This window comes from Endozoicomonas sp. SESOKO2 (genome assembly GCF_024606245.1).
Taxonomy (GTDB): Bacteria; Pseudomonadota; Gammaproteobacteria; order Pseudomonadales; family Endozoicomonadaceae; genus Endozoicomonas_A.
In genome coordinates this window covers 1-5,211 of sequence record NZ_JAHHPQ010000078.1, presented here as the reverse complement: position 1 = coordinate 5,211, position 5,211 = coordinate 1, and the positions used below count along the sequence as shown (strand labels likewise).

Here is a 5,211-nt window from a genome sequence, read left to right as displayed (position 1 = left end):
ACCAATTTATTGCAACCGCAGTAGGACAGCCTTAAGTCCGACAGGCTGCTAGAAGCTCACTGTCATGGCCTTCTCCTTCCGGGCAAGGCCATTCCGATCTTATACTCCCCGAACAGGATGTTCGTTGGGAGGACTTTAATAGGCCGCCACAACCCCACGCACAGTAAACTCATCCCGGATCAAATCAAGCTGTTCTCTGCTGGGGGGAGTCACTTTTTCCAATTCATAAGTGTCGTTTAATAAATCCCACTTATGAACCCCCAGACTGTGATAAGGCAATATCTCAACCTTCTCAACGTTTTTCATGGGTTCGATAAACTCAGCTAACATTCGAGCATATTGAGGTTCGACTGTGTAACCATCGACTACGACGTAACGAATCCAGACAGGCTTGTTAATCTCGGCCAGATATCGAGCAAAGTCGCGGGTATGACTGCCGGTGACATAGGTCAGCTTATGATGCATCTCTTCATCCATATGCTTGATATCCAGGAGCACCAGATCGGTATTATTTAACAGGCGGATTACATCATCGTTAATGTGTTTGGCAAAGCCGTTAGTATCAAGACAGGTATGAATGCCTTCCTTACGACACTCATCAAACAGTTCAGCAACGAACTCTGCCTGCAAAACAGGCTCACCGCCGGTAACGGTCACCCCACCAGAAAGAAAGCTTTTAACTTTTTTGATTTCCCGAAACACTTCTTTGTGGCTTTTCAGCTCCCCGCCTTCACGAAGATTCCAGGTATCCCGGTTGTGACAATAACGGCATCTCATCAGGCAGCCCTGCATAAAGACCAGGTAACGGATACCCGGACCGTCGACAGTTCCAAATGAATCCAGAGAGTGAACACGTCCAATTGCCATAAATGACCCCAACTCAAACAGACAAATACCTGATATGCAGCCCTTGGGAAGATTCAATTTTCAGAATAAAAATATCCTACAAACAAGGCCGGCAAAGTGCCGGCCTCTGTCACTTAATGCCCGGAAGGTCTAAAGGGTTGCTGTAAAGGTACGGGCAATGACATCTCTTTGCTGCTCGGGAGTCAAAGAGTTGAAACGCACGGCGTAACCTGACACGCGAATGGTCAGAGAAGGATACTTGTCTGGATTTTCTACAGCATCTTCCAGCATTTCACGGTTAAGGACGTTCACGTTCAGGTGCTGTCCTCCCTCCCGACCAACTTCATGATGGAAATAACCATCCATCAAGCCGACCAAATTGCGACGACGGCCATCTCCATCTTTGCCCAATGCTTTAGGGACGATAGAGAAGGTGTAGGAAATACCATCTTTAGCATAAGAGAATGGCAGCTTGGCGACAGAACTCAAAGACGCTATCGCACCACTGGTATCACGACCATGCATTGGGTTAGCGCCCGGGCCAAACGGTTGACCTGCACGACGACCGTCTGGCGTATTGCCAGTCTTCTTACCGTATACCACGTTGGAAGTAATGGTCAGAATAGACTGGGTTGGGATCGCATTACGATAAGTTTTGTGTGAAGCCACTTTTTTCATGAAAGTTTCTACCAGCTCACAGGCAATCGCATCAACACGCTCTTCGTTGTTCCCGAACTTGGGGTAATCGCCTTCGATCTCAAAGTCTATCGCCAGACCGTCTTCGTCACGAACCGGCTTAACCCTGGCATACTTGATCGCTGACAAAGAGTCTGCCGCAACAGACAAACCCGCAATACCGGTGGCCATGGTACGAACCACATCACGGTCATGAAGCGCCATCTGAGACGCCTCATAGGAGTACTTATCATGCATGTAGTGAATAGCATTCAGAGCCGTGACGTACTGAGTCGCCAGCCAATCCATTAAATGATCCATGCTCGCGTAAACAGTGTCGTAATCCAAAACGTCATCCGTAATTGGGGGAACCTTCGGGCCTATCTGAGCCTTCAGCTTCTCATCCACACCACCATTAATGGCGTACAGCAGAGTTTTGGCCAGATTGGCACGAGCACCAAAGAACTGCATCTGCTTACCCACAATCATCGGCGATACACAGCAGGCAATGGCATAATCATCACTGTCCATGTCAGGACGCATCAGATCGTCATTCTCGTATTGAATGGAGCTGGTATCAATGGATACCCTGGCACAGAATTCCTTAAAACCCCGGGGCAGAGCCTCAGACCAGAGCACCGTAATGTTAGGCTCTGGTGATGGACCCATGGTGTAAAGCGTATGCAAGAACCGGAAGCTGTTCTTGGTGACCAGCGTACGACCATCCAGACCCATACCACCAATAGATTCTGTCGCCCATATGGGATCGCCGGAGAACAGTTCGTCGTACTCTGGCGTACGCAGGAAACGAACCATACGCAGTTTCATCACGAAGTGGTCGATCAGTTCCTGGGCATCAACTTCAGTGATCTTGCCAGTTTCCAAGTCACGCTGGATATAAATGTCCAGGAAAGTAGCTGTACGTCCCAGAGACATGGCCGCACCATTCTGGGATTTAACAGCCGCGAGGTAACCAAAGTAAGTCCATTGAACCGCCTCCCGGGCTGTTATTGCTGGCTGACTGATATCACAGCCATAGTCGGCAGCCATCTCTTTTATCTGCATCAGGGCACGGATCTGTTCCATGATCTCTTCACGCAGTTGAAGGGTCTGCTCCAGATTCTCTCCGGATTCCAGCGTAGAATCCAGCTCGCTATGTTGTACTTTCTTGTCTTCTACAAGACGATCAATACCGTACAATGCTATACGTCGGTAGTCACCTATAATACGTCCGCGACCGTAGGCATCTGGAAGACCGGTAATTACACCGGACTTACGGCAGTTTCGGATAGAAGGCGTGTAAACGTCAAATACACCAGCATTATGGGTTTTCCGGTACTCAGTGAAGATCTTCTTCACCATGGGATCCAGCATCTTTCCATATACTTTACAGGAAGTTTCCACCATGCGAATACCACCATTGGCAATCATACCCCTCTTAAGAGGCTTATCAGTCTGCAGACCAACAATCTTCTCGAGATCTTTTTGTATGTATCCGGCCTGGTGTGAAGTAATAGTTGAAGGCAGGTCGTGATCAAAATCGATGGGGGCATGTGTGCGGTTCTCTTCCTTGATACCCTCCATAACATCGTCCCAGAGTCGACTGGTGGCTTCGGTGGCGTCGGCAAGAAAGTCGTCCCCTCCTTCATAGGGGGTGTAGTTCTTCTGGAGGAAATCCCGGACATTGATGCTTTCAGTCCACTCACCCCGGGCAAATCCCGCCCATCCTGCTGGTAGGTCTTTGGCTTGTGCGCTCATTGATGGCAACTCCTCGTGTTTGAAAATCCGTGAAGAAAGAGTTGATGTGACAGGAGAATTGTCACATCGAAATATAAATAACTCCGGGTGATTCAAAACGTTTTTCGTCCATCCCGGATAAAAACTTCTCAGAACAAATCAGTCATCAGAAAACCTGGCTCATGACAAGCCGCACCACCCAAGCCATGAAGGAGACCCTATAACTTTTACAGAACCCATCATCATGGCAAAAGTAACCATTTGGGCAAACAGAAAGGGAATGACTATCTGTCTCGAGCCTCATCAAAAACCGACCTCGACCTGATATATAACGACAACCAACCTACACAGCGGCATCATTACGACAGTCTTTCTGTTCGATAAAAACTGCTGCTCACTGAATTACAAAATATATTAACTAAACACTTCCCACTATAGTGTCCAATACTTATTAAGATATCAATCGAACGCTTGCCTCCCTGGTAACAACTTATACGACCACAAACAACTTTATGAATGACAAGGTAGCATATCTTTACACAAAACAGCTTAATCAGAACATAACAATCAAATGCAAAAAAAAACAAACTTACCCATACAGAGTTATTTCTAAAATTTATTCATATATAGGATTTATAGCTATATAATCAAATCAACTTTAGAGCTGCTAATTTGTTAATATAATCGTTTTTAAAATCCAATTTAATTAATTAGTTATTAACAAATTTTCAAAATGCAAAAATATTATTTAAATAAACAACCTTAAAAACCACCGACTGCTATCCTTCCCTCCAAACATTGATGCGCCGTAGTAGAAGTTTCATATCAACCCCGGCCATACACATGGCCATAAGACTGATGCAACGTTAACAAAACGATCCAACACTCCATTTCCAGCTTCTGGATAACGCCTTGTTTATTTAGGTATTGTTACCTATACATGGGCTAGTGGAGATTTAATATCATCGTCTTATAAATAAACAAACCAATCTTTCCGGGACGAATCTCCTCTGGAGACAGTAATGAGCAAATATATTTACGCCACTGTTTATGAGCAGTTTACCGGCTTGAAACCACCTGAGCCAAAGTCGCACAAACCTCGCAGGAGAAGAGGCTATGGTCATCCTTATAGAATGCGTTTGAACATGCAGGAATCGGAAGACCAGAATCAGGATTCACCGTCTGGTGAGAGTAATCACTTTAATGATAATGAGCTTGATTTTCAGTCTGAGCCAAACAGACAACCTTTAACTCAACATCAACGACACCAAAATTACTCAATCAGAACGACACCTCAAAAACCAATTGAGTGCCAAAGCATCATTGAAGAGCAAAAAACGACGTGCTCACCCAAAGTGACCTATAAAAAACGTCGTCACTACGAACCCGCTGCTGGTAACGGAAGCGGAGATTCAGCCAGCCTATAAAGGCTGCCAGCTTCCCGGAATCACATCATAAACTAATTGCCCGTAATGTTTTTTACGGGCAGTTTTTTATGAGTTGTTATTTAGAGCCACCATAATCGTGATAAATCTCCACAAAATCTGTTCATAAACAGGTCTTTTTCTTACCAACCTAATTTCCAGCACAGACGAGTGAGAGCTTGATTTGAGCATCGCCTACCTTTTCCAGGCATAAGAAAAAGCGTTTTATTAATTAAAAAGGTCTGGACTTCAGATAACACTCACAATATGAAATCTTTATTTCCTAACTCTGACCTATCATTTCTGAAGACAACATAAGTTCAGCAGAGTTATGCTTGCAGGCTACCGGAATATTCCAGACTGCGGCAATTCTCAGTGACGCTTTCGCATCTGGATCATGAGGTTGTGACTCAAAAAGTCCCAGTGGGTGCGATCCAGACAGACAACCCAGTTCCCTTCGCGCACCATCCAGTCAACGACCATTCTGGCAATATCATCAAGCTCCATGCCACTCCGGGCGAAGAAGCGC

The 5,211-nt window shown here is 45.6% G+C and carries 3 protein-coding genes; 1 reads left to right on the top strand and 2 read right to left on the bottom strand.

The window, feature by feature from the left end; genetic code table 11:
- Positions 1-135 precede the first annotated feature (135 nt).
- Together pflA and pflB are read right to left on the bottom strand one after the other, a co-directional pair.
- Entirely contained in the window at positions 136-867 is a 732-nt protein-coding gene (gene pflA, locus KDK17_RS02080) for a pyruvate formate-lyase-activating protein (RefSeq protein ID WP_257279994.1), read from the bottom strand.
- A gap of 129 nt (positions 868-996) precedes the next feature.
- A complete protein-coding gene (gene pflB / locus KDK17_RS02075) occupies positions 997-3,279 on the bottom strand; it encodes a formate C-acetyltransferase (protein ID WP_257279995.1) in 2,283 nt (760 codons plus the stop codon).
- A gap of 1,001 nt (positions 3,280-4,280) precedes the next feature.
- Here pflB and KDK17_RS02070 point away from each other — a divergent pair.
- A complete protein-coding gene (locus KDK17_RS02070) occupies positions 4,281-4,685 on the top strand; it encodes a hypothetical protein (RefSeq protein ID WP_257279996.1) in 405 nt (134 codons plus the stop codon).
- Positions 4,686-5,211 lie beyond the last annotated feature (526 nt).